The 25,759-nt window shown below is 27.0% G+C and carries 19 protein-coding genes; 13 read left to right on the top strand and 6 right to left on the bottom strand.

What is annotated here, in order from left to right; translation table 4 throughout:
- Positions 1–12: 12 nt before the first annotated feature.
- The gene (gene uvrB, locus EXC51_RS01840; protein WP_129620253.1) at positions 13–2,001 is read right to left on the bottom strand and encodes an excinuclease ABC subunit UvrB; all 1,989 of its coding nucleotides are present in this window, start codon (positions 1,999–2,001) and stop codon (positions 13–15) included.
- Between the two features lie 109 nt (positions 2,002–2,110).
- On the opposite strand from uvrB, the gene EXC51_RS01835 reads away from it, so the two are divergent.
- On the top strand, positions 2,111–4,150 hold the full coding sequence (locus EXC51_RS01835; RefSeq protein WP_129620252.1) for a hypothetical protein: 2,040 nt from the start codon (positions 2,111–2,113) through the stop codon (positions 4,148–4,150).
- A 194-nt stretch (positions 4,151–4,344) separates the two neighbouring features.
- Here EXC51_RS01835 and EXC51_RS01830 read toward each other — a convergent pair whose 3' ends face one another.
- Complete coding sequence (locus tag EXC51_RS01830) at positions 4,345–4,947, bottom strand: hypothetical protein (RefSeq protein WP_129620251.1); 603 nt, start codon at positions 4,945–4,947, stop codon at positions 4,345–4,347.
- A 52-nt stretch (positions 4,948–4,999) separates the two neighbouring features.
- Between EXC51_RS01830 and EXC51_RS01825 the strand changes: the two genes are divergently transcribed.
- Positions 5,000–6,763: a hypothetical protein gene (locus tag EXC51_RS01825; protein ID WP_129620250.1), complete on the top strand. Its 1,764-nt coding sequence runs from the start codon at positions 5,000–5,002 to the stop codon at positions 6,761–6,763.
- 290 nt (positions 6,764–7,053) lie between these two features.
- Here EXC51_RS01825 and EXC51_RS01820 read toward each other — a convergent pair whose 3' ends face one another.
- Positions 7,054–9,627, bottom strand: a complete 2,574-nt coding sequence (locus EXC51_RS01820) for a DNA topoisomerase IV subunit A (RefSeq protein ID WP_129620249.1) — start codon at positions 9,625–9,627, stop codon at positions 7,054–7,056.
- Positions 9,628–9,784: 157 nt separating this feature from the next.
- Here EXC51_RS01820 and EXC51_RS01815 point away from each other — a divergent pair, with 157 nt between their 5' ends.
- From EXC51_RS01815 to EXC51_RS01795, 4 genes are all read left to right on the top strand, one after another.
- Positions 9,785–10,633, top strand: a complete 849-nt coding sequence (locus tag EXC51_RS01815) for a hypothetical protein (protein WP_129620248.1) — start codon at positions 9,785–9,787, stop codon at positions 10,631–10,633.
- Positions 10,634–10,880: 247 nt separating this feature from the next.
- On the top strand, positions 10,881–11,411 hold the full coding sequence (locus EXC51_RS01810) for a hypothetical protein (protein WP_129620247.1): 531 nt from the start codon (positions 10,881–10,883) through the stop codon (positions 11,409–11,411).
- Positions 11,412–11,651: 240 nt separating this feature from the next.
- Positions 11,652–14,078 carry a C1 family peptidase gene (locus EXC51_RS04215; RefSeq protein ID WP_223211649.1) on the top strand — a complete coding sequence of 809 codons (2,427 nt, stop codon included), beginning with the start codon at positions 11,652–11,654 and terminating at the stop codon, positions 14,076–14,078.
- Between the two features lie 278 nt (positions 14,079–14,356).
- Positions 14,357–15,586 carry an IS3 family transposase gene (locus EXC51_RS01795; protein ID WP_165001813.1) on the top strand — a complete coding sequence of 410 codons (1,230 nt, stop codon included), beginning with the start codon at positions 14,357–14,359 and terminating at the stop codon, positions 15,584–15,586.
- Positions 15,587–15,648: 62 nt separating this feature from the next.
- Here EXC51_RS01795 and EXC51_RS01790 read toward each other — a convergent pair whose 3' ends face one another.
- The gene (locus tag EXC51_RS01790) at positions 15,649–16,686 is read right to left on the bottom strand and encodes a hypothetical protein (protein WP_129620245.1); all 1,038 of its coding nucleotides are present in this window, start codon (positions 16,684–16,686) and stop codon (positions 15,649–15,651) included.
- An 88-nt stretch (positions 16,687–16,774) separates the two neighbouring features.
- On the opposite strand from EXC51_RS01790, the gene EXC51_RS01785 reads away from it, so the two are divergent.
- From EXC51_RS01785 to EXC51_RS01765, 5 genes are all read left to right on the top strand, one after another.
- A complete protein-coding gene (locus EXC51_RS01785; protein WP_268926462.1) occupies positions 16,775–17,152 on the top strand; it encodes an IMPACT family protein in 378 nt (125 codons plus the stop codon).
- A gap of 3 nt (positions 17,153–17,155) precedes the next feature.
- Positions 17,156–18,532, top strand: coding sequence for a M17 family metallopeptidase (locus EXC51_RS01780; protein WP_129620244.1), 1,377 nt, complete (start codon positions 17,156–17,158; stop codon positions 18,530–18,532).
- Between the two features lie 139 nt (positions 18,533–18,671).
- The gene (locus EXC51_RS01775; RefSeq protein WP_129620243.1) at positions 18,672–19,457 is read left to right on the top strand and encodes a hypothetical protein; all 786 of its coding nucleotides are present in this window, start codon (positions 18,672–18,674) and stop codon (positions 19,455–19,457) included.
- Between the two features lie 458 nt (positions 19,458–19,915).
- A complete protein-coding gene (locus EXC51_RS01770) occupies positions 19,916–20,254 on the top strand; it encodes a hypothetical protein (protein WP_129620242.1) in 339 nt (112 codons plus the stop codon).
- 29 nt (positions 20,255–20,283) lie between these two features.
- A complete protein-coding gene (locus EXC51_RS01765; RefSeq protein WP_129620241.1) occupies positions 20,284–21,081 on the top strand; it encodes a hypothetical protein in 798 nt (265 codons plus the stop codon).
- A 69-nt stretch (positions 21,082–21,150) separates the two neighbouring features.
- Here EXC51_RS01765 and EXC51_RS01760 read toward each other — a convergent pair whose 3' ends face one another.
- Together EXC51_RS01760 and EXC51_RS01755 are read right to left on the bottom strand one after the other, a co-directional pair.
- Complete coding sequence (locus tag EXC51_RS01760; protein ID WP_129620240.1) at positions 21,151–22,524, bottom strand: dihydrolipoyl dehydrogenase family protein; 1,374 nt, start codon at positions 22,522–22,524, stop codon at positions 21,151–21,153.
- Positions 22,525–23,033: 509 nt separating this feature from the next.
- Positions 23,034–24,665 carry a hypothetical protein gene (locus EXC51_RS01755; RefSeq protein ID WP_129620239.1) on the bottom strand — a complete coding sequence of 544 codons (1,632 nt, stop codon included), beginning with the start codon at positions 24,663–24,665 and terminating at the stop codon, positions 23,034–23,036.
- A gap of 148 nt (positions 24,666–24,813) precedes the next feature.
- Between EXC51_RS01755 and rpsL the strand changes: the two genes are divergently transcribed.
- Positions 24,814–25,224 (top strand): 30S ribosomal protein S12, encoded by a 411-nt coding sequence (rpsL, locus tag EXC51_RS01750; RefSeq protein WP_129620238.1) that lies wholly within the window; start codon positions 24,814–24,816, stop codon positions 25,222–25,224.
- Between the two features lie 63 nt (positions 25,225–25,287).
- On the top strand, positions 25,288–25,758 hold the full coding sequence (gene rpsG, locus EXC51_RS01745; protein WP_129620237.1) for a 30S ribosomal protein S7: 471 nt from the start codon (positions 25,288–25,290) through the stop codon (positions 25,756–25,758).
- Position 25,759 lies beyond the last annotated feature (1 nt).

Raw genomic sequence — 25,759 nt, 5'->3', positions numbered from 1 at the left:
AAGTTTTTTGCGCTATTTTTGCAATTCTAAAAGAATGTCTCTAAGTTCAATTGCTCTTTCATAATCTAGAGCTTTAGCTGCTTCATTCATTTGATCTTTAATTTCTTGGATAAGCATATCTTTTGATTTTTTGTTCATTTTTTGTGAATCTCCAGATTTTTTTTGCTTATCAAGAATTAATTCAACTGCATTCATAATGTCATGACCATGAATTGGCTCTGCAATAGGTTTAATAATGGTTTTTGGAACAATTCCGTGTTTTTTATTGTATGCAATTTGTAATTCACGTTTTTCTTTGTTATCATCGATGCAAATTTTCATGCTTTTTGAAATACTATCAGCATAGAAAATAGCTTGACCATTTGCATTTCTAGCTGCACGCCCCGTAATCTGAATTAAACTGCGTGCATTACGCATAAAGCTTTCTTTATCAGCATCTAGAACAATAACTTTAGATACTTCCGGTAGGTCAATCCCTTCTCTAAGTAAGTTAATTCCAATAACAACTTCATAAATTCCTGATCTAAGCTTTCTTAGAATTTCATTTCTAACAAAAGTGTTATGCTCTGAATGGATATAAGCTGCCTTAATATCTCTTTCAATTAAGTAAGTAGATAATTCTTCAGCCATTCTTTTAGTAGTTGTTAAAATAATAGTTTTTTCACCTGTTTGTCGCTGAGTAATAATGGTATCATAAATATCTTCAATTTGGTTTTTGGTAGGTTTTATAATGATTTCTGGATCAAGTAAACCTGTTGGACGCACATATAAACGAGTTACAAGTCCGTTTGTTTGATCTAGTTCATAATCCCCAGGAGTAGCTGAAATAAAAATTTTTTTGAAGTTAAATTCAGTTTCTCATTCATTAAATTGTAAGGGTCTATTTTCAAGTGCACTAGGTAATCTAAATCCATATTCAACAAGTGATTCTTTACGTGAACGATCACCTTTGTACATTGCATTTAATTGTGGAACAAACATATGCGATTCATCAATAAACATCAGTGAATCTTTCGGAAAATAATCCATAATGGTATAAGGTCTTTCACCAAAGGTTCTTTGGTCAAGGTACATTGAGTAATTCTCAATCCCCTTACACATTCCAAATTCTTTCATATCATCGATATCATTTTTAATTCTTTGATTTAGCCGGGTAAGTTCTAAAACCTTACCTTCATTTTTAAATTCTTTAAGTCTATCTTCAAGCTCTTTTTCAATTTTTGGTATTACAATATCAAAAATTGAATTATCAGTTGCATAAGCATCCCCAGGTGATAAATTGTAAATATTAACTTTTTTAATAACATTTTTAGTTACTGGATCAACTTCGGCAATTTCATCAACTTCATCACCAAAAAAGCTAATCCGAATTGCTTTATCTTCGCTATCTGCAGGTCTAATGATGATGTTATCACCTTTCACAGTAAATTCTCCAGGTGCTTGATCTACATCATTTCGATCATATTTGATTTGGATTAATCTTTTGGTAAATTCTTTCACTGAAATTTTCATGCTGGTATAGAATCTAAAGAAACTATCTTTATAAATTTCAGGATTTAAAGCCCCGTAAATAGCACTAACACTAGCAATTACAATAGTATCTTTTCTTGTTAAAAGTGAGTTAATTGCACTCATTCTTAAAATTTCAATTTGTTCATTAGTTTTTGAATCTTTTTCAATGTAAGTGTCGGTTGTAGGCATATAAGCTTCAGGACGATAGTAATCAAAATAACTAATGTAATATTCAACTGCATTTTCAGGAAAGAATGATTTAAGCTCGCTATAAAGCTGGCTAGCTAAAGTTTTGTTATGCGAAAGAATAAGCACAGGCTTATCAAATTCTTTAATAACATTGGCAATAGTGAAAGTTTTACCACTACCTGTAACCCCTAAAAGCACTTGTTGATCAATTCCGTCTTTAATGTTTTCAACTATTTCTTTAATAGCTTTTGGTTGATCACCTTTTGGCTCATAATTTGAATGTAATTTATAAATTCCCATAGGTTTAATTATACATTTTTGAATTAAAAATAAGATGTTTTCAATATATTTTAAAGTTAATTTTTAAATGAATTTATAATATTTATATACATATTTTTAAGGATATTTTATGAGAAAGAAAATTTGAAATTTAGCATTAATCCCAACTTCTTTAGTAACAACTACTTTTGCAATAAGTTCTTGTGCAAGCGAAGAAGAATTAACAGCTGAGATGCTTGCTAAAAGCTACACCGATCAAGAATATGAAACTGATAAGCTAACTAGTATTATTAATTCTTGAAATAATATGCTTATTATAGAAAAAGAATCTAATCAAAATTTGGAAAAAATAGCTATTTTACAAAACAATCTTGAAATAAATAATCGAAAAATAATTCAAATGCAAGTTAATTTACAAAATTTAATAAAAGTGTTATATGATGACAAAATAGATCTAAAAGCAAAAAAATCTATTTTTATTGAAAACCAAAATAAAATTGATCAATTAAGTACCGAGTTTCGTAACAAGCAAATGGAGCTAAAAGGTTTAAAAACAGGTGTTAAATTAATCAAAAAAGATAGTTTTTTCCGTCCGTTTATCAATGAAATAATTGACTCAGCTTCTAATGAATATCCAAGTGTTTTTATTACAAGACATGCAGCACAGGTTTATCTTTCGAGTATGCTTCTATCAATTGGGCAGCTTAGTGCAAATAGTAGCGCAAATACACCATACAATGATGTTTTATTTTTTATAAATTCAGAGGTTTGAAAAACTTCTGATGCACTTAGTCGCCCCGGGACTCAAAGATTTGATTTAGAGCATTTAACATCTAAATTTAAGTCTGTTTATGATTTTAAAAATCATCAGTGAAATATAAATGATGGAAGAGTTTTAACAATTGATAACACTAAATATATTAATAACATTGATAACTCTTATCATACATTTTTCAAATCTGTAAATGAGATTGAAACATATCTAAAACCTTATCTTGATGCAGGAATCAACAAATTTGATTTCTATTTACCTGCACTAAGTCTGATATCATTAGAAAATGAAAAGTTCAAAAATTGAATTTTTAAACATGCTAATAAAATAGTTCTTTTAAGCGATGGAAATGCTCAACAAGTCTATTTTCTAGATGACTATAAAAAGTGGGTGTTAAAACAAAGTAAATTTTATACCAAGAAAGAGCTAATAACAAAATGAAATCGGTTCCAAAATGACAAAAATCTAAGCAAAATACTAATTGATTATCATCATTTCTTGCAATTAGACGAAAAAGTAAAAATATTTAATCTAGAAAGAGGTTATATTGATAAATTTAACAAGGAAATGGATTCTATTAATAAAAGCTGAGCAAAGATCAAAATAGAACAATATCCATTAAACCCATACGAAATTACTAATATGGTTGAATTTACAAATGGCAATGATTTTGTAAGTGACTTTTTAAAGGTAAATAAAGTGCCAAATGGAACTTTCTTAGATTTTATAATGCAAGGAAGAGAGCATTACGATCTAAATAAAAAGAATTTAATTTTTATGGGATCCTCACTTTTTAAAAAAGACAAAAATGGTAAGTGAAGAATTGATCAAAATAAACGTACTTATAAAGAAATTCAAGATTATTTTGCTAAAATGAAAAAACTTTATCCGCCTTCAAAATATAACTGATTTTTTAAATTACATGCAAGCTACGATAAAGAAATTGCTAAAGAATATGTCAGTTTCCTTTTAGGCGAAGATACAGATCAAATTGCTATTATTTTAAATCCAAATATTGCTTGAGAACTTATGCTTTCAAATGATTTAAATAATATTAAAATTAATCAGTCAATTTTATTTGATCAAAATAGAGATTCAAAAACTACTTTACATGGAATTCAAGCAACCACAACAACAATTCTTACCACAATGAGCTTACTTAATACGAATTTAAATTGAGATAAAGAGAAAATCAAAACTTTTGTAAGTTTTAGAAATTTCCCAATTTCCAACACTTTCAACTTAATTTATCGAGATAAATATTACTCAGACCCACAAGAAGCATATAAAACCAACATTAAAAATATGGAAGATGTTTATGATTACTTTGTAAATATTGATTATTTTCCAAGTAAAGAGGATTGAATAGATATGAACACTTTCCTTAAAGAAAATTAAAATATTTAAAACCACTAATATGTCTATAAATAAGACCTATTAGTGGTTTTTTATTGTAAGTTGAATTGTAGCTAGGAACTCGAAAACAGAAGAAAATGCAAGGTTATATGTATACTTTTTTGTATTTTTGTTTTGTTGTATTTGAAGTTACGCTCAAATAAATTATATTTTTTGTATGTGGTTTTATAACTTAATTACAGCTTTTTAAGTTTAATATAGCTATTTAAAAGAATTGAATTAAGCACAACAAGAGATATAGAACTAAGACAAATTAGATCCATTCATAAAAATTTGTAATATGAATAATAAAAGTAAATTCTAAAAAACTGTGTATATGTTGCGATTAAAACAGCAAATACAACAAATAGAAAGATAAAAATAAAGAAATTATTAATAAGTTGTTTAGAAAATATCTCTTTTTGTTCTTCTTTAGTTTTTGAATTAACAATTAATTGTTTTTTAACCAAAGTTTGAAATCAAAAAGGAAGAATTAAGCTATATAAAATAGCCAAAACACTTCTTAATTTATCAGATTTATTAATAAAAAATAAAATAATAAGCAATATTATCTTTACTAAAATCAAAGATACTCCTAACCAAATGATAGGGCCAATAAATGTATAATTTCCGAGCATATCTAAGTCAAATTGTAATAGGATATTATGGAGAGGCAATGAGCAAAAAGCACCACATACAATTAAAATTAATCCTAATACATCAATTATTTGCATAACATTAAAAAATAAAAAGTTTTTTTTATATAAATTAGAATCAAAAATTTTATATAACTGTTTCATGGTGATATTATAATTCTTTTTATCTTTTATTATTTTAAATATAATTTAAGTTATGAAAAGAACAACAAAATTAGCTATTTTAACAGCTGCTGCTAGTGCTGCTGTAATTGCTATTCCTACAACAACCTTAGCTATATTATCTAACCAAAGAAAAGTTCAAAAAACATCACCAGTTTTAAATACAATTACTTATGATCTAAATAATGAATTAAAATCAAATTCAAGTATTTTAGAACTTCAAGATAAAGCTGATATAAATTTATATTTTTCTACTTACGGAATTATGCCCTTTTTTAATTTGGTCAGATTAGCAATGCTTTCAAAAAGTGAAGTTCATTTTCTTTATACTTCAAAATTACTTTTTCAAAAACCATTAAATAAAGAATTTTTTGAAGATTTTCTTAAAAATGTTCGTAAATTACCAACTGAGCAAGACCCATCAAGCGCTCAAAATTCATATAACAAATCTACTGTTGAAGATTTAGGTTCCATTTCTGATTTAGAAGCTATAAAATATTTTGAAAAAATAATAGCTGCAAACCCTGATAAAAAAATTAACTTTTTCATGAATTCAGACCATTTTCGAAATGAAATGGAATATTCAAATTTAGTGAATAAATATCACAACGTTGCAATTGTAGGTATTGAAGATTCACTTGCAACAGGACAATGAGTCTCTCAAAGATATGTGCCATTAGTTTATGATCTTTATTTAGACGCTCAAACAGGACTTCCTCTAAAAAATGCTCCAAAGTATATTGATAGAATTAGTCAATATTTAATAACTAATTTTTACCCAAATATAGTTAGTTATCTTTCTGAATATGACGCAGTTAAAAGTTTAACAAATAAAAAAATTAGAAATATCAAGCCATTTTTTGAACAAGAAAAAGGTGCTACGGGTGAAAATCTTTCTCCAAAAGAAATTAAAGATTTTATTTTTAGCACCAGAGACAGAAATAATAAAAGACTTTTTACACACTGAGGAAAAATTATTGGTTTAGATTGAGAAAAAGAAAGGGATATAGTAAAAGGTGATTATCAGCAAAACCAGAAACCTTCAATAATTATAATTGGAACAAGTTATGATTCAGATATTGATAGAGTTAAATATATAGCTTCTAAATATGCTCAAGATTATAATATTTATTACAAAGGGCACCCTGGACACAATTACAGTGCTTCATATATTAATGAACACCTTGATCCTAAAAATATAGGAAAAGAAATAAACTTCGTCAATCCTGAAAATGGTAAAAACGATGTGTGATTAATCAAAGAAGGTCAAATTGTTAGAGCTTTAGAAACTCAAATCGCTTCTGAAGAATTAACGACTGATCACGTTTTAGATGAAAATCCTTTAAGATTCGAAAAATGAGTATTATTAACATTTAGGACTAGTGCAATTAGCGGTATTGATAACGGTTTTAATGCTCCTGGGGATGTTCTTGAAATTTTCCTTGAAAATCAGGCTGCTCCAATAAACATTGGAACAAATCTTTATGAAGAATATAACAAAAAGTTAATTACAGATTATATTGCAACCAAATCTCTTTCAATCACAATTAAAGAGCAATCAGTAAATAAACCAAGAAACAAGCTTGAAATTTCTGATTTTGAAGTTCATAAAATAAGCAATGCGGAAAAAGAGCGTTTTTTCTTTAATGATATTCAAATTAATAAAATTGTCACTTCCGAACTAAATGAGAATGGTAATGCATGAAAAGTTCTTTTTGAATTACAAGCTCGTTCAAGCGTAAAAGAACCTGACAAAATATACACCTTCAATAAGCAAATTGAGTTACCTTTAAATTAAAAACCCTGAATTTTAAACAAGGATACGAAATATGGACATAATCATATTTCATTTTTTTTGCATATTTAGAACAATTTTCTCAATTATCGGTTGCATTGATGTTTCAAAGACACAAGAAAAGCCTTGACATAAGGCGCGCTTTTGTTGTGTCTTTATCTTTGGGTGAAGATTATACTGGAGTGAACTAATAAGTCTATAAATAGTGAGCATTAGCATTTTTTATACTTAAAAATTCTTTGATAGAGAAAAAACAAGTAAGAAAAAACGCTTGCATTAGCAAGCGAATGTGATTATTTTTTACCTAAATTTTTGTCCAATCTACTTAAAAGTTCATCTAAGCTATTTTCGCGATCAAAAAGCTCTTTTTCTAAAATTGAATATGATTGTTTTTCTTCTTTGATGTTTTGAACAACCTTGGTTTTTTGACTTGGATCAAAATTAAGTTTAGCATTTTTGTTGAATTTAACCATAATTAGGTTATCAATGTTAGCTTTAATGTGTCCATCTTGTTTTTGATAAATATTGTCTAAGTTATCTAAATAACTTTTTTGATCATCATCTTTAGCTAAAATATCTAAAACATCATTATAAATAGTTAAATCTCAAAGAAGTGTTTTTTCATTAAGTTTAAAGTCTTTAAAAATTTGTTTTCCCTTAATGTTTTTAGGGATATATGGAATTTTAGTGAGCGGAATTGATTTAAAGATTCTATCACTATTTAACATTGCAAGACTTTGATCTGGGTTTAAAGTTTCAAAGTTAGCAACTTGATCATTTAACGAAAGGTATAAACCTTTATTTCCTTTAGCTTTAGGACTATATTGCGCAATGTCATTTTCTGAATAACGAGTTACATATCCACTATTAGTAATAATTACAATATCTTTAGTGTTATCACTAATTGTTGCATTAACAATTTTATCATTATCAGCAAGTGGCATAGCTGTGTATTTTTTGTTAATTCTAGAAACTTCAAATTCTTTTAAAGCAACTTTTTTGAACATTCCTTTTTGGCTTCCAAGCGCCACAAAAAGGTTTTTATCTCATGAATCTACTTCATAAAGAGCAACAATTTCTTCATCTGGACGCACATTGACAAATTCAGATAAATGAACCCCTAAATCTTTTCATTTTGATTCGCTAATTTTAAAAATTGGGACAATTGCGTAATTTCCAAGGTTAGTGAAAATTAATAAATTATTTAATGTATTAAAAGTGTTGTATCTAATAAGATAATCTTCTTCTTTAAGAGCATAAGTTAGCATTGCGTTAGATTCAGCTACTTTTTGTGAAATTCTCTTTAAGTATCCAAAACGAGAAATTCCAATTTGCACCTGTTCTTCTTTAACTAAGTCAGTTTGTTCGTAGCTAAAGTCAAATTCATCTTCTTCAATAATTGTTTTTCTTTCAGTTGCAAATTGATCTTTAATTTCTTTAAGTTGAGCAATGATGAATTTGTTAAATTCTTTTTCATTGTTTAAAAGAAGCTCGATTCTAGAAATAGCACTTAAAAGTTCTTCTCTTTCATTTAAATAAGCTTGCTTATCTGTTTTGCTAAGACGGTAAAGTCTTAATTCCGCAATAGCTGTGGCTTGGTTTTTAGTGAAGGCAAAGTTTTGAATAAGAGCTTCAATAACACCAGCTTTTGAGCCTTCAGCATTTCTAATTACTTCAATAACTTCATCAGTGATTTCGCTAACTTTAATAAATCCATCAACAATTTCTAAACGAAGTTTATTTTTCTCTAAATCGTAAATTAAAGTTTTAGTTTTAATTTCTTTTACATGAACTAAATATGAGTCTAATAACCCCAAAATTCCATAGTTTTTAGGTGAATTTTGATCAATAACAACATTGTTGTATGAATAAGTAACTTGGAGCTGAGTTTTTTGCATTAAGTAACTTAAAATACTTTGTTCATTAGCATCTTTTGAAAGAGTAATTAAAATGTTAATTCCATTACGGTCAGATTGATCCTTAATTTCTTCAATTCCATCAATATCTTTTTTGTTAATTAACATATCGATTTCATAAACTAACTTAGATTTAATTACACCAAAAGGAATTTCAGTAATTTCTATATATTTGTTATTTTTATCTTCAAAAATTCTATATTTAGCAAATAAACGAATTTTTTCTTTTTCGTTTCTCCCTTTGTCAAAGGCTTCAACAATTCCTTTAATTCCTTTGATAACCCCACCAGTTGGAAAGTCAGGACCTTTTACAATTGAAAGAATTTGTTCTAAATTAGACTTAGGATTTTTAATTCTAAAAATACTTGCATCAATAATTTCAGCTAAGTTATGTGGTGGCATTTCAGTAGCCATACCAATAGCAATCCCTTTAGTTCCGTTAATTAAAATGTTAGGGAAAATCGAAGGTAAAACAGTTGGTTCAATTTCAGAATCGTCAAAGTTAGGAGCAAAAGTTACTGTGTTTTTCTTAATATCATTAAGAATGTACTTTGTAATTTTTGACATTCTAACTTCGGTATAACGCATAGCAGCTGCAGGGTCATCATCAATTGATCCGATATTTCCGTGCATATCTAAAAGTGGCACATTACTTTTTCATCATTGAGCCATATTAACCATGGCTTCATAAACTGATGAATCACCATGCGGGTGATATTTACCAATAACATCACCAACTACACGAGCTGATTTTTTATATGGTTTATCAAAGTCTAAACCAAGCCCAAACATTGAGTATAAAATTCTTCTTTGAACTGGTTTAAGGCCATCTCTAACATCAGGAAGCGCTCTTTGTTGAATAACGTATTTAGAGTATTTTCCGAAACGATCAGACATAATTTTTTCAAGTGATTCATTAATAATTTTTTCAATAACTTTGTTTTTATTCATAAAATAACCCCATATTTTTACATTTTAAATTTTACCAAGATATAAAAAATACTCCTAAAATATCCTAAGTTCCCAGTTTCGCTAGAATTTGTATCCTAGTTTTTAAAAATAATCATATAAAATTTAATTGCTTTAGTATCTTAAATAAGGAGCAACAATGGCTAAAAATAAAAAAATATGAATTTCTTTAGGAGCAATTACTACTATTGTGGGAATTAGTACAATTGGAACTTTAACCTATTTACTTGCTAATAATAAAAATAAAATTGATAATACAAAACAAAATGAAAAATTGGTCAAAGCAAATCAATTCATTGAAAACATTAAAACTAAATCAACAGCAAATAAAGATTTAAGCGATAGCCGCATTAAAGCTTTAAATCAAAGTTTTTTGAATTGATTAAATAATGAAAAAATGATTTTAGATAATACTAAAAATATTAGTGATCTAGATTTAAAAGAATTAATTACTAAAATTAAAACCCATTTTTCAACTTATGAAGATCAATATAATTCCTTAGTTAATTTAAAGGACAAAATTTTAGCAGTGACTAATTTAGTTAACCAATATTCAATCCCTGAAGAAATTGAAGATAAAGATTTAATTGTTGCAAATTCTTTAGCCGATTTAAATAATGCTAATGAAGAAACCAAAGAAAAATATAATTCACAAGATTTATCAGAGCTTGAAGATGTATTAGTAAATTTAGATCATGTTTATCAAGAACAATTACAAATTTTAAATAATAATAAACAAAGAATTCAAGCTAATAAAATCCATTTAAACCAACTCATTGCTGAAGTTCAACAAATAATCGATTCAAATCCAGATACTACAAACAATAGAGAAGCTAATCAAAAATTAGATAAATTGAAAGAAATTTTATCTGTTGCACAAAACAATTATGCTAATAATTATGTAAGCTTAAGCACTTTAGAATCAACTAAAAACAATTTAAATACAGCAAAAGTTGAATTTGAGACATCAATACAAAATAATAATTAGTTGTAAAAACAAATATACCTATAAACGAGGTGTATTTGTTTTTTTGTAATCTCAATATTTGAAAAAGTGCAATATATTTTTTATTTTAATTTAAATAAAAACCAATAGTTTTTTGTATTACATAGATTGATAAATCTAACCTATTAAAATAAAAATAATATAATTATAATGTATAGTAAAAATTATTTTTTTAATTTAAAAAACGAAAAGATTGGTTTGCAGAAAATTCGAATTGGAGTGAATACTAATGAAATATTTAAATATATTTTTAAAATATCTTATTTCTTTTTTTGGAGCTTATACTTTTTTAAGTAATGCATGACTTGATTTTGAACTAACAGAAGGATTAAACTATTACACTATTTATATACTGATAACATTGTTATTAATTCAAATAGTTAATTGATTTATTCCATTAAAATTAGAAAACAAATATAAAACCTATAAATTAAAAAACATTTCTCAAATAATAAATTCATCGTTTTTTATTTTATTTTTGATTTTAATTTGTTTTGTTGCTTATTTTTTCAGAACTATAGTAAATACAACTGATTATAAAATTTATGCGTTCCACGAAGAAAACCCAATGACTTACGAAGAGTATTTTGATTTACATTTTTATAGAGATTTTATGTATTTTGTTTTTTATTTACCAATATACATATTTTTATATTTAATAAATGATTTCTCTTATTATTTTTTAATTGAAAACATTAAAAAGAAATTGAACAAATATAATTGTTTAAAATATCCTAATGAAATTAAACACAATAAATAAATTAATCAACAAATTAAAAAATATTGATAATTTTATTGATAATTGTGCTATACAAGGAAGTTTTAGTTTATTTTTACAAAATGCAATAAATAGAATTCCTAAAGATCTAGATATACTAACAATTAATTAAATATCATAAATTAACAATTAAAAGCTTATAAAATAACAATATTTGTTTCAACAATTTGACTTTCATTAAAATACTTTATAAAAATATTAATATTTATTTAAAATAAGTATATGAAATTAAAAAATAAAAAAATATTAACTAGTTTATTAGTTAGCCCAAGTTTATTGATACCTTTTAGTGCGATAAGCACAACCACATCAGCTAATTCTGACGCACCAAAATTAGAGCTTTTTCAAACTAAAAGCCCAGAAGAAATTGCAAGAATGCCTTTTTTTGATGCAAGAGAATACAATTTAGTTACTAGTGTTAAGAATCAAGGTCATGAAGGCCTTTGTTGAGCATATACAATTGCTTCAATGTTAGAAACTAATATTTTAAAAAATAATATAGGGAATTACACTAAAAATTCTTTAGATATTGATGAACACGCAATTGATTACATAAGTAATAGTTGAAATCACAATGCAGATAAGTTAAATTTAAATCTCGATGCTAAAGAATGAAAAGGACTTTTAGGCGAAGGAAATCATTTATCTTACGCATTTAATGGTTTGATGAGAAATACATCCCCAATTGCTCAAACTAATCAAACTGAGTTTCCTAATTTTAATAACCCTACAATTGCCAAAATTAAAAATGCTGTAAAAATTAATCATACTATCAATGATATTAAATTAGCGATTGCCAAATACGGTTCTGTAGGAGTTGCTTATGCTTTTAATCGAATGAATTTTCATCCTGAAACCGTTTGATACAACGAACCAAATTCAATTATTGTAACTAAATCACCTAAAGAGAGATATATCGGAAATCATGCCTCAGTTATTGTGGGCTGAAACGATGATTATTATAAATCTAATTTTGGACCTGAAACACCGAAACAAACAGGTGGCTTTATTATTAAAAATAGTTGAGGAACTAGAATGCATGGTCAGGGCTACTTTATGCTTTCATACGATTCATTAGATTTACTTCATGAAGTAATGGCAGTTGAAGTAGAAGATAATAATGCATATCAAAATACTTACTATTATGATACAAAAAATTCATTTTCTTTATTTGAACTCCCTGGTACTAATGAAAGAACAATGGCAAATATTTTTCCTGTTAAAAAAGCAAATGACGAAATTATAGAAAAATTAAAGTCAATTAATTTTGCACTTAGAGGCTCAAATATTACTGCTAAAATCAAAATTTATGTTAAAAATTCTTCAATGTCTAATCCTGAAGATGGTGAATTAAAATTAACTCAAAAAGTGGAAATTCCAAATTCTGGCGATAAAGGATTTTATACAATTGATTTAAATAAAGAAATTATTTTAAATAAAAGCCAATATTTTTCAATCATAGTTGATGTCACTAATAAAGGCCAAAAAAATGTTGATTTGATGGCAAGTGATGAAACTAGAGACACTTTGAGCTTTTATAAAAATAATAATCAATGAGTAAATAGTAAAAATGATAATGTTGTATTTGGGATTAAAGCTCATACTCTTGAAGTGCCAATTAATGAATTAAATAAAGGCACAGCAGTTAATGAAGAAAATAAAGAATTAGAAGAAAGTTCTGGAACTAATACAAATAATAATCCTAGCGAATCAGATGCAGAAAATAATCCGCCAAGAATTGATGATAGTGTAAGTGAATCAGAAAGTTCTGAAAGTGAAATTGAAACAAATGCAGGAACTAATGTTGAAGAACCATCAGATAGTGATGTTTCAAGAGAAGAAGAAGAAACGGGTTCACCAAAAACTGATGATTCTAGAACAGATTCAAGTCCTGAAGAAAATAATGCGATTTCAAAAGAATCTGATACATCTGAAGCAGAAAGTAATAATAATCCACCAACAATTGACGATAGTGTACGTGAATCGGAAAGCTCTGAAGGCGAAATCGAAACAAATATAGGAACTAATGTTGAAGAACCATCAGATAGTGATGTTTCAAGAGAAGAAGAAGAAACGGGTTCACCAAAAACTGATGATTCTAGAACAGATTCAAGTCCTGAAGAAAATAATGCGATTTCAAAAGAATCTGATACATCTGAAGCAGAAAGTAATAATAATCCACCAACAATTGACGATAGTGTACGTGAATCGGAAAGCTCTGAAGGCGAAATCGAAACAAATATAGGAACTAATGTTGAAGAACCGACAGAGCCATCAGATAGTGATATTTCAAGAGAAGAAGAAACGGGTTCACCAAAAACTGCTGATTCTAGAACAGATTCCAGTCCTGATGGAAAGATAGATCAAGTTAATGATTCTTCAACATCTGAATCACAACCAAATAATCCAGTTGAAACAGGGGATCAAACCAATTCAAATACAACAACTGATGAAAGTTCAGTGACAGAAAGCGATAATTCTAATAATGAAAAAGAATTAGAAGATGTTTCAATTAATTCTAAAAAACCTAAAACAAACAAAACAAATGTTATTTTATGAAGTATTTTAGGTGCTTTAGCCGGAATTGTAACTTTTGGTATGGCAACTTTCTTTATTGTTAAATCAATGAAAAAAAGAGTTAAAAAATAACTTATAAACTAAGAAACAAAATATGGTTATATCTATATTTTGTTTCTTTTTAATTAATTGTAGTTCATAAAGCATCTATTGCATCATATAGTGTATAGAAAAAAACAATTAATATTTTCACTCATTCGTATATCTAAGATATATGAAAGATGACGCTCCACACAGTGTCAAATTTGAATACTCCAGGATATAAAAAATACTCCTAAAATATGTTTTAAACTAGGACACGAAATATGGACACAACCATATTTCGTGTTTTTATATATTTAGGAGATATTATGAGACAATTAAAGGCACATGAATGATTAGAACTATTCGGTAGTTATGAAGATTACAAAAATAATTTGATATCGAAAAATGATTTTGAACTTAAATATTACTCAATTAGAGGTTTTAGTTTCTTTGATAGAAAATTCAATGATGCTAAAAAATATTTTGTATTGAAGTATAACAGATATAATTTAGGAATGATAAATATAGAATCGCAAACAGGTAAATCACCTAAAAAAGGTAAAGGTTCAGGTAGACCAAGGAAGCAAAAAATTACTCCTATCGAAATTGTAAAAAAGGAGTGAGAAAAAATGCCTAAGGAACAATTGATTGAGATTTTAGAAATTTATAAAGACTCTTTTGATAGAAATAATATTGAAGTTGATATTTCTAAAATCAAGAAATCTTCACTTTCTACAAGAAAATTGGGTCTATGCTTTAATAAATCTAAGTCAACAATTCACAATCTAAAAAATAAAGATCAGCAAGCGAGAAAAAAATCTGTAAATACTAAATATGATGAATTAATAATTGAGTCATTTAAGAAAAATAAGGGTTTGTTTGGCAGAAAAAGATTGGAAAGCTATATTAGAACAAAATTCCAAATAGCTCTAAATTATAGGACTATTGGTAGAGCAATGAGAAGATTAAACTTATTTTGTTTAACCAGAAGAAAGAAAAGAGACAGAGAACAAAAGAAAACAAACGTAAAATTTATAGATCTTGTTAATCGTGATTATCATGGAGAGACAAACCAAATAATTGCTACTGATGTTACTTATATTTCTGCACCAAAAGATTGCTTAAACAATTTTGTATTTTTATCTGTTGCGATTGATCACAAAAGCAAATTTGTTGTTAATTATAATCTTTCAAAAAGAAATGATTTAGAACTAGTAATTGAACATATGTCTAAAATCAAAATGGACAAAAAATGAATAGCTCATTCTGATCATGGTTTCCAATATTCTTCAAAAACTTATGTAGATTTAATTCAGAAAAACAATGGTGTTGTATCAATGGGTAGAGTTGGAAATTCTTTAGATAATAGAGAAGCAGAATATTTCTTTTCAATTTTAAAATCAGAATGTTTAAAATTAATCGACATTACAAAAATAACTTTTAATGAATTAAAATCACTGATTGATGATTTTGTATTTTGATACAACAATGAAAGAATTCAATCAGTATTAAATTGAAAAACACCTCAAGAGTGCTGAGGTGTTTTACCAAATTAAACTTTTTTGTCCACTTTTCGTGTCCCAGTTTATTTTATCATTTTTAAGAGTATTTGTTTTAGCTATGCATTTATTAATTGTTTAACACTATCAATTTTAGCTTTAAGATTTTCTACTTCATTTTTTAAAGCATTAATGTAGTTATTTTTGATGTTATTTTGGTTATATTCCGCTTTAAATTGTTTTAAAGCATTTATAAAAGCATTAATTTCATTTGTTAAATCAACGTTTTGCTCTGTTGCTAACTGAGTAAGTTTTGCTTTAATGCTTTCATCACTATTTTCTTGATCTATATTGGCTTCGCTAAATTGTTTTAATAAATTATTTACTAAATTCATTAAGTTTGCTAATGCATGAGAGTGTCCGTGGCCATTTCCTCCATCATCATGAACATGATCGTGATTATGGTCATGATTATTTTCATTATGTTCATGAGTTTCTTCGCTTGCATTGTTAAATTTTTGATTATCAAAAAATTTGTTATTTAATTCTTTTTCTATTTGTTCTAAAACAGCAGTTAAATAAACTTCTGAAGATTGATTTTCAATTTGACTTTTGTTATCAAGTGTGTCTTCTAAATATTTTTTTAACTTGTTAAGATTTTGATATTTATTTTCTAGATCTTCATAAAAAACAGAGTCAAAATCTTCAATTAAGTAAAATATGTCATCATATAAATTTAAATGTTGATAAAAATGTTCAATTTTTGCTTTTAAAAGCTCTTTACCTTGCTCTGGATTTTGTGGATTTAATTTGTTAATTATTTTTAGTAAAGTAGCTCTTACTGAATTTTGGCTACTTCAAATTAATTTTTTATATTTTTTGTAAGAAACAAAGCGAACATCTGCTTGATTTTTATCTAAATTAACATTCAAGAAATTTGCATATGATTCAAAAGTTTCTTTGACTTTGTTGACTAAATTTCTTTTAGTTTCCGGAAGTGAGCTAAGTTTTGAATAATTTGAAATCTTGATATCGTGTTTGTCTACGTATGTGAAAGGTTGATCATTTACTGGCTTATTTGTATCGTTACACGAAATAACACTAGCAACACTAGTAAATGAAGTTAAGACACCTAAACTAAAAATTATTTTTTTCATAATTCCCCTTGTTATCTTTTTATATTACCATACAGTAATATAATATCACAATTTGTGATAAAACAAGAAATTATAATATAATAAATGTGTGAATTTAGAAACACTATACGAAGAGAAAAAATCTAAGTTTTATGGCAATATTTTCAAAATAAAAGATAAAACAGAAATTGCTCAAATCATTGAAAAGGTTAGAAAAAACCACAAGAAAGCTCGACATGTTTGCAGTGCTTATTTGCTTAATTTAGAAGGTGTATTCCAAGCTGGTTATGATGATGATGGTGAGCCCAAAGGAACTGCAGGAAAAGCAATTTATGATCTTTTCCAATTTAAAAATATTTCTAATGTTTTAGTAATTGTGGTTCGGTATTTTGGTGGAATAAAACTTGGAGCTGGCGGCCTTGTTAGAGCATATCGTAAAAGTGCTGGACAAATAATTGATTTATTTTTACAATCAGAAAAGGAATAATATATGTTAAAAATTACAAAGGAATTTAACAAAGAAAATATCAAAATGCTTTTAGCTTTTGAAGGTGAAAATTTACCTGCATTTGTGGGTAAAAAACATGGAAAAATCACAATTGATTTTGCTAATAATCTTGCTTATCTTTTTGCTGAAAAAGACAAGCAATCTCTTTTTGAACTTCACCAGTTAATTAAAGATACATTTGGTGAAACAAATTATGATTTTGACCTTGATTTTGCTTCATTTGTGAAACATTTTAAACAAGAAGAGATCTTAAGAGCTTTAATTTCTAAAATCTACTTTGCTAAGGCAAATCTTTTTAAAAAATCAATTGAACTTGATAATAAAAAAGATGAAGAGCAAAAAGAAAAATCTTTAAATTTAGTGCTTGGAGATTCATATGAAGCTTTAATTGAGCAAGCTAATAAATACGTAATTATTGCAGAGCAAGTAAACAAAACAAGAAATTTACAAATTATGCCTGAAAATTTCTTAAACTCAGAAATGCTTGCAGCTAAAATTGCTGAAGATTTTAGTGGAATTGAAAATCTTAAAGTAACTACTTTAACTAAAAAAGAAATTCAAGATTTAGGAATGAATTTACTATTATCAGTAAACCAAGGATCAACACATGAACCTAGAGTGGTTATTGTTGAATATAAAGGAAACCCTGAAAATACCGAAAGTGTAAGTATTGTAGGTAAAGGAATTACTTTTGATACTGGTGGAGTTAATACTAAAGGGTATCATATGGAAGGGATGAAATATGATATGTCTGGATCTGTAATTGCAGCTTATGCAGTTAAATCACTTGCTCTTTTAAAAGCAAAAGTAAATGCAAGCGCAATTATGTGCATTACAGATAATAGAATTAATAATGACGCTTCACTTCCTGAAAACGTGTATAAATCAATGTCAGGAAAATGAGTTGAAGTTGTTGATACAGATGCTGAAGGTAGATTGGTGCTTGCTGATGGACTTTACTATGCAGCTTCGATTTTAAAACCCTCAACAATTGTTGATGTTGCAACTTTAACAGCTTCAATTTTAGTTTCACTTGGAAACACTTATTCAGGTATTTTTACTGAAAATGATACTAAATACTCAAAATTTGAAGCAGCTTCAAAATTAGCTCAAGAAAAAGTGTGAAGAATGCCAATACATGAAGATTTTAACAAAGGAAATAAAGGTTCAAAAGTTGCAGATTTAGCTTCTTGAAGTTCAAGTGTTAAACAAGATAGTTCACAAGCTGCAATGTTTTTAAAAGAATTTACTAATGGAATCGATTTTATTCACTGTGATGTTGCCGGAACTGCTGATAAAGCTGGCGAACCACAAGGTGAATTAGTTGCTACTTTAGTAGAGTTTTGCTTAAACCAATAAGCCTATTTTTAATCATTAAAAGTATTTTTAAAGCAGAACATTTATTATCGATGTTCTGCTTTAATTTAATTATTTATTTATTTCATAGAAATATTAATTATCAATATAATTAATTTATCAAAAACATAAAGGAGTATATATGAGTATTGAATTACAAATTACTTTGGTTTTGTTATATATATTATCAATATTTCCAGCAGAAAATCTTTTCTGATTTAAATATGTAAAAAACGTGCATTTTCAATGAATTCTTTTTCAACTTAATAAAAAGTTGCAAGAACTAGACTTAAAGAAAATTAAAGTAGAAATAAATACTTTATTTAAAAATGGGTGAGAAGACTTAAATAAAGAAGCAAATAAACTCAACAAACTTTTAATTATATTTATTGTAAATTCAATTATTTCAATAGTTTGCACATCTGTTTCAATTGCGCTATTTTCAGTTTATTTAAAAGATGGCACAACTCTCAAGTGAGCTTTTTACTTCATCCTTTCTATTTTTTTAATTGGTTATTTTTTAGAATTAATTATTGTAATCTTTTTTTTATTTAAAAATTTACATACAATTAAAAAAATTAATCGGTTCATTCAAAAACAAAGATTTTCAGGAGCATCCTTGTGCTTTGATAAGGAATATAAAGTACAACTTTTAGATAGAGATGCAAAAGACTATGTTTTATTTGATAAGAAAATTTATTTTCCTTTTGCAGCACATAATTGACTATTGGTTGAAAACAGTTCTAAAAAGAAAAAAATTAAAATATCAATTCCTAACATGATTAAACTTTTAAATAATGATCTTGAAAGATCAAAAATGTATTCATACCTTATTTTGTGAGGGATTCATTTACCAGATACAAGTTTCTTTAGAGAAAATTATCAAGATATATATCAAGACTTTATTAACAAATATGAGCAAAATTAAGAAAGGAACAAAAAGCAGAACATAGCATGAACATAACTGTACTTTTATATTTTTTATTATCAATAATTTCTTATAAATTGCTCATCTTTTCCTTTAGATTGAGAATGGACAAAACATTACCTTTCATGACTATATTTAATGTCATTTATAAAAAAATTATTTTATTAGCAAATAACAATACAAGTTACAAAGCAAACTTTATATTTATGAAAGCTTGAAATTTAATTAGATTTAACTTATTAAGGCAAAACAAAATCATTTACTCATCATTTTTATTAAGTTGATTTTGGGTCATATTTGTTACCATAATTTTTATTTTATCTTTTACTAAAATAGAGTTTTTTAGTGAGCAACTATTATTAAATGGGATATTATTTGGAATGATTTTGTTTTTCCATTTTGTTCTTTTTCCTTTATGTTATCTTGTATTTTGAACTCGAAAAAGAAAAATTGAAAATGTGGATAAATTTTTAAACACATTAGAATTTTCTAATGATGGTTTATTTTTTGATAAGCAATATAAAGAAACAACCGATTTTTTCACTGATGACTTTATTGAATTTAAGTGAAAGCCGTATATGTCAAGATTTTACTTTAAACCAATTAAAGTTGATATAAAAGATTTTTCCGAAGGTTTTTATGGCGATAAATTCACTAATTTGTGACTAACATATTTTGCAGTTTGAGGTATTCATTTAGATATAGATGGAGTAAAAAATAATAATTATGAGCACGTTTATCAACAATTTGTAAATACATTTGCAAGTGAATTAGAAAGACAAAATATAAAATATTAAATTTTATTTTTACTCAAGAAAGAAGATTTATGAACTTTTATGCAATGATGACATTATTAGTTATTACAGGTATACTCTGTTGTTCATGAACATGACTTTACTCGGGAAAATTTCAAAGAAAATCATTTTTCCAATTCACTTTAAATCCTATTTACAAAAGGATAAAGTGAATTAATGAACAAAAATTTAACAGAGCAATTAATTATTTATTTAAAGACGCAATTGATGATCTAAAAAAAGAGATTAGCTCTATAAATAAAATGCTCTTGATATTAAATATAATTCAATTTGTAAACATTATTTGTTTAACAACTATTCACTTTGCTATTTTAAAAAAATATCCTCAAGAAGAGCTTCAAGTCGTTTTTGTATACTATGAGTTCTTTGATGTTTTTCTCCTGATTTCAATTATAGCTTTTGCAGTTTTTTCAATTTGATTATTTAAGAATTTATTTAAAATGAAAAGAATTGAAGCATGAACTAAAAACTTAAAATTTACTAGATATGAATTATCTTTTGATAAAGAATACATAGGAAATGATGAAGATTTAAGTAACAAAGGATTTTCATTTTACCGTGGAAAATTTTATCTCATGGCAAATAAATATCAATGAATGGTAATTCCATACTTTGAGAAAGTAAAAGGCGGAGGAGGCAAAATTAGAATATCAAGCGCCAATCTAAAAAGACTTTTTGGAGATGATCAAGAAAAAGCAAAAATGTACTCATATTTATTCTTTTGAGGTTCTCACCTAAAAGATACAAAACTTTATAACAAAGATTTTGAGAATATTTATCAAGATTTTGTGAACCAATTTCCAAGGTAATTTGCACTTATAAGTCCAAAATTAGAATTTAAAAATTGTAGGTTTAGTTCCTACAATTTTTAAATTCAATTAAGCTAAAACATCATTAAGCGCTTCTGTAAAGTTTGGATGCACATAAATGAAATCTTTTAAATCACTAGCTTTAATTTTGTATTTGATTGCTACTGAAAGCAAGTTGATAATTTCATGAGCTTCATAATTAAAGACAATTGCACCTATAATATAGCCTTCTTTGTCAATAAGCACTTTGTAGTACCCCTCAGTTTCTCTAATAACGTGTGCTTTTGGTATTTTAAGTGATGGCAAGTATTTAACTGTAAATTCAATTCCTTTTTCTTTTGCTTCCTTTTCATTTAATCCAGCTCTAGCGTATGTTGGATCAATAAACGAAGCAAAAGGAACATATTTACGATCATCTTTAGTGTAAGACGCTTCTAAATTAGCAAGTTGCGGATAAATAATCCGTGAATCATCAAGTGAAATGTAAGTAAATTGGTAGCCACCTTTAACATCGCCAGCCACATAAACATTTTCATTTGTGGTTTGGAGTAACTTGTTACTAATAATAATTCCTCTTTCATTTACTTTAATATTAGCTTTTTCTAAATTAAGTCCATCAGTGTTTGGTCTGCGACCAATAGCTACCAAGATTTTGTCAAAAACAGCTTCTTTGATTTGATCATTTTGACTATAAACTACCTTAGTTTTATTATTTCTTAAATCAACAAATTTAATTAAATCAATATCAAAATCAATCTTAATTCCCCTTTTGATTAAGCTATCTTTAATAGCGTCTGCATCACTTTGATCTTCTGAAGGAAGAAAGATATTTCCTTTTTGAAAAATTTGAACATTTGATCCAAAGTGATTAAAAATTGAAGCAAATTCAAGCCCAATAAAACCAGCTCCAATTACCAAAATGTCTTTTGGTAATTCTTGAAGTTCTAAAAGTTGCTCGCTAGTTAAGATGTTTTTAGAATCAGAACCTTCAATTGATAATTTATTTGGAATAGCTCCGGTGTTAATTAAGATTTTTTTAGCTTCTAAAATAATTTCTTGATAATCATATTTTGTAACTTTTATGCTATTTTCACTTTCAAAAGAAGCGTCTCCAAGATATAAATCAACATTAGGGTTGTTTTCTAAAATGTCAAAATTAACTTTGTTTAATTTTTTAACAAGGTTTTGTTTATGCTCCATTGCTTTTTTGAAAAAAGCATTATTAACTTCATAATTATTTTCAATTCCAAGACTGCGCATTTGAGAAACTAATTTTGCATCATGAACTAATGATTTAGTTGGCAAGCAACCTACATTAATGCAGGTTCCTCCATACATTTTAGGATCTTTTTCAATTAGGGCAATTTTTTGACCTTGAGAACCTAACTTATTAGCTAGTGTTTTACCTGCTTTACCTCAACCAATAACAATTAAATCGTACATATTAAAACTCCTTTATTTTTGCAATAATTACAATTTTACCCTAAAAAAGAGCAAAAAATGCACTTTTTACTTTTTTTCTCAATTTTTAAATCCTTCTAAATACAATTTTTTCACTTGATATCAACCTTTTATATTCAAAGTTTTAATAAAGCAAAAAACAATATGTAAAAAAGTAGTTTATTTAATCAAAAAATTTCCTATAAAAAAATTTAAAAAAATGCGATACACACGGGTGTAAATTATTAAACGAATTGTCACTCTTGTTTGTTTCTTTTAATATAATTATATTGAATTCTTAAGAATTCAACACAAGCAGTTTTGATATTAATTATTGAAATAAAATTCAAGTATTGAATTAACAAAATCAATTAATTGTGTATGTTAGTTTTTGGTTTTACAAATTCAATATTTGTGCTGCCGCACGGGCCTTCTTTTCTTTCGCAGAAAAGAAGCAAAAGAACTTCAAAATTCATAAAGAAATTGTTGATTATAAAATATGTTTTGTGATATTAGTTGTCAATAAATGCAACTTTATCTTTTCACTCTATATCTTTTTCAAGTAAGTTATAAAGTTTTAACAAAATTTCTTCACTTCTTTCAAGTATTTTGATTATCTTTTGTGCATTTTCATTTTTGAGAATTTCGTCGGGAAAATGTCTTAATTGTGACTGTGCTAAAGTGAATTTTCTAGAATTTACAATTGCCTTTGCAATCACATGTACTTGTGGGATAGAAATATCTAACCCTTTAGCTAAAGCATAAATTTCGGTTTCATTCAATTCAGATTCTTCAACTACTTTTGCAATATATTTCTTATTATTGATTTCGAAATATAAGTTTTGGTTTACATCTAAACATAAATTAATATCTTTTCCGCTTTGTGAAAAAAACATTAATCTTTTATTATGTTCGTCGTAAGGGGCGAGCATTTTATTTTTATACATAACGACTCCATTATTTACTCTTCTTCTAATTCTTAAAGAAAAATCGTAAATATTTGAACTAGGATCGTTTTTGATAAATTTGCTTTCTTTATTACCTTCTGTTTTTTGAAAATGTCTATTATATTCATCAATAATTTCTTCGCTTCTTTTATTTAACTTTTCAATAGAATCAATACCTTTATTTTTAAATAAATAAGGGTAATAATTTTGAGCACTAGCAAAAGATCTTTCCACATTTGGCTTATCTTTAGGGTTAGACGACACAAATAAAGTAATTCCTCTATCGATTAAAGCCTCTTCAAACATTGTGTATGTTTTTTCCGAACCTCAAAAAGTTCTTCTACGATCTGTTGTTATATTTGAAGGAAATCCATATTTTTTAAAGAGTTTATCAATTAGCTTTTGGTATCCCACATTTGTTTCTTGCTCTTCACATTGAAGTTCAAGTAATTTACCTGTAGCTGAATCAATTGCGTGGTAAATGAAAACTTTTTTATCCCCGAAAAATATTTCTTGACAAGCATCTAATTCAACATTTTCACCAAATTTTAAATGTATATTTTTAGCTTGATAAACGCTTTTTCTTTTCTTCTCACGTTCATCTATTTCTAAAGAACCAATTCTTGTGAAAAGTGAAGTTTTTTCACCAATTTCTTGTTCAAGCAATCTTCTAATTTTTCTAGATTCTCTTTTACCTTTTCTTGTCATTTGGATGTTAATGAAACCTTGCTTTTTAACTCTTCTAAAAGCTTGTGAATAACTAATATTAAAACTTTGTTTTACTTTTTCATAATAATAAAGTCAAAAAGGAGCGGTGTTAATAGTTGCTTTTTTAGGAAAAAATTCTTCAGAAAAATCGTAATAATCACACATAATTTTATTTATAGTTTCATCATTATATTTGAGTGCATTTTCATTTTTTCTACCTTTGTGAGCAACGTTAAAAGTACCATTTTCTATAAATGGTTTTATTTCTTGTTTGTATCTAATTATTGTTCTGACGCTGACGTGATACATCCTAGCAAGTTCTTTGTTTGTTCTTTTGTTTCAAAACCTTATAATACCTGCTATTATTTGAGCCTTTCTTTCTTCGTAATAGCTCATTTTTTTATGTGTTGTTATTTTAAACACACCCATAGTCACTCCTTTATCAATTAAAATTTTATCTAAGATGTAGATTTTTAATTTAAAACTCAAGGGTGTGACATTTCGTTTGCTATTTAATACCTATAAAAAAATTTAAAAAAATGCGATACACACGGGTATGTTGTTGTATAATAATATGGCTATCTAATACAATAGCTGTTTTTACAAGAATTATTATTTATAGAAAGGATGTATTAAAATGCCAACAATTAATCAATTGGTTACAAATGGTCGTACATCTAAGACAAGAAAGCAAAATGCTCCTGCTCTTAGTTTAAGTTACAACTCATTAATTAAAAAAGCTAAAAAAATGGCATCACCATTCAAACGTGGTGTATGTACTCGTGTTGCAACAATGACACCTAAAAAACCTAACTCAGCTTTACGTAAATATGCTCGTGTTAAGTTATCAAACGGAATGGAAGTTACAGCATATATTCCAGGAGAAGGACACAACCTTCAAGAACACTCTGTTGTTTTAATCCGTGGAGGACGTGTTAAAGATTTACCTGGGGTTAGATACCACATCGTTCGTGGAACACAAGATGCTGCCGGAGTTGCTAAACGTCAACAAGGACGTAGTCTTTACGGTGCTAAAAAAGCTAAATAATCAAAGCATAATTTAAATTATTAATTTACAAAAAACACAAATATTCAAAATAGGAGGACAAATATGTCAAGAAAGAAAAGCGCGCCTATCCGTGAAGTATTAGCAGATCCAGTTTTTAACTCTGTAATTGTTACAAAATTAATTAACACAATTATGCTTGACGGAAAAAAATCAATTGCTCAAGATATCTTATATTCAGCATTTGAAATTGTTAAAGAAAAAACACAAAAAGATCCAATGGAAGTTTTCAATTTAGCTATTGAAAACGTTACTCCACAACTTGAAATTAGAACAAGAAGAATCGGAGGAACAAACTACCAAGTTCCTACAGAAGTTTCTCCTCGTAGAAAACAAGCATTATCACTTAGATGATTAGTTCAATATGCTCGTTTAAGAAACGAAAAAACAATGGATGTTCGTTTAGCTAACGAAATCATCGATGCATCAAACAAAACAGGTGGAGCAATCAAAAAACGTGAAGATACACACAAAATGGCTGAAGCTAACCGTGCATTTGCACACTTCAGATGATAAT

Origin of the sequence: Mycoplasmopsis gallinacea (assembly GCF_900660495.1) — a bacterium.
Taxonomy (GTDB): domain Bacteria; phylum Bacillota_I; class Bacilli_A; order Mycoplasmatales; family Metamycoplasmataceae; genus Mycoplasmopsis; species Mycoplasmopsis gallinacea.
This window is presented reverse-complemented; position numbering and strand designations above follow the sequence as displayed.